The organism is Pseudoduganella sp. RAF53_2 (assembly GCF_052113985.1).
Taxonomy (GTDB): Bacteria; Pseudomonadota; Gammaproteobacteria; order Burkholderiales; family Burkholderiaceae_D; genus Rugamonas.
Window position 1 is genome coordinate 1 of the sequence record NZ_JBFRDW010000888.1, and the last position, 1803, is coordinate 1803.

A 1803-nucleotide genomic window follows, 5' to 3' on the forward strand; every position below is an offset into this window, starting at 1 on the left:
TATCGGGACCCGGCTCGCTGCCGGTTTTGGCGTGGTGCTCCTGCTGACGGTGATCGCCACCGGTTATGCCCTGCTTCACGCGCGCAGTACCGCGGAAGCCACGCGCGCCATGATGGATCGGCCACTGGCCAAGGAGCGCATCGTCTCCGACTGGTACGTGCTGATTTATTCCGCCATTGCGCGAACGGCCATGATCGCGCGCAGTTCCGACGGTACGCTTTCGACAACGTTTGCTGACGTCATCGCCGACAGCACGAAGCGCGGCACCGCCCTTCTGAAGACCATCGACGAACTGATCGAAACCGATCAGGAGCGCACTATCTACAAAACCGCCATCGAGCTGCGCAACAAATACCAGGCCGGCAAAACCCACGTGATGGACGCGCGCAAGGCCGGCGATGYCGACAAGGCCGAACAGCTGTACAAGAGCGAGTTCGAGCCCGCCGCGCAGGCTTACCAGGACAAGGTGAAAGAACTGCTGGCACTCCAGCGCAAGTCCATCGACAACACCGCTGCTGCCATCGATGCGGCCAACGACCGCAGCACAAACATGATGATCGCGCTGGGTGTTGCCCTGCTGGCGTTTGGCGTCTGGGCAGCCTGGGTGATTTCGCGCAGCATTACCAAACCGCTTAACGACGCTGTCGGCGTGGCGGCCACCGTGGCCAAAGGCGATCTGACTACGCGCTTCGACGACGAGACGACACGCGATGAAATCGGCGAGTTGATGACGGCGCTGAAAGGCATGAACGATGCGCTGCGCCGCGTGGTCAGCGAGGTGCAGACCGGCACGTCGGCGATTGCGGGCGCTTCGCAGGAAATCGCCGAGGGCAATCTTGACCTTTCGGCACGCACCGAGGAGCAAGCCAGCTCGCTGGAAGAAACGGCGTCGTCGATGGAAGAACTGACGTCGACCGTGCGCCAGAATGCCGACAACGCCTTGCAGGCGAATCAACTGGCGCAGGCGGCGTCCGACGTTGCCGCACGCGGCGGCGATATCGTGGGCCAGGTGGTTGAGACTATGGGTTCCATCGACGCGTCTTCGCGCAAGATTGTGGACATTATCGGCACCATCGATGGCATCGCCTTCCAGACCAATATCCTGGCGCTGAATGCGGCCGTGGAAGCAGCGCGCGCTGGCGAGCAGGGACGCGGTTTTGCGGTCGTTGCATCCGAGGTGCGCAATCTGGCGCAGCGCTCGGCAGCTGCGGCGAAGGAGATCAAGGAGCTGATCGGCAATTCGGTTGATCAGGTCAATGCGGGCACTTCGCTGGTGCAGCAAGCCGGTACCACCATGGATGAAGTGGTCGCTTCGGTACGCCGCGTGACGGACATCATGGGCGAGATCACGTCGGCCAGCCGCGAGCAGAGTGTGGGCATCGACCAGGTCAATGAGGCGATCGGGCAGATGGATACGGTAACGCAGCAGAATGCGGCGCTGGTCGAGGAAGCGGCGGCGGCAGCGGCCAGCATGCAGGAACAGGCGGCGCGCCTGGCCGAAGTGGCGGCGATGTTCAAGTTGGGCGAGGCAGGATTTGCACCGGCCGCCGCGCCAATCGCAGCGCGCGTCACGCGGCCGGCAACGCCGGCACGCAAGGCGATCACGGCGTCGCCACGCACCGCGACGCAGCGCGCCAGCGCCGCGCCGGCCAACGGCAACGCGCATGGCCCGGCCGACGCCAACGCGCAGGCATCAGCGCCCCGCCCACCCGGCACCGAACGCCGCAAGCCGGTGCCCGTCAACGACGAGTGGGAAGAGTTTTAAGCCAGGAACATTTCCTGAAGATCGTTCAGGAAGCGCTG

1 protein-coding gene is annotated in these 1803 nt (G+C 64.0%); it reads left to right on the plus strand.

Features of this window, described 5'->3' with window-relative positions; genetic code table 11:
* Position 1: 1 nt before the first annotated feature.
* On the plus strand, positions 2 to 1765 hold the full coding sequence (locus AB4Z11_RS30680) for a methyl-accepting chemotaxis protein (RefSeq protein ID WP_442029814.1): 1764 nt from the start codon (positions 2 to 4) through the stop codon (positions 1763 to 1765).
* The last annotated feature ends 38 nt before the right edge of the window (positions 1766 to 1803 follow it).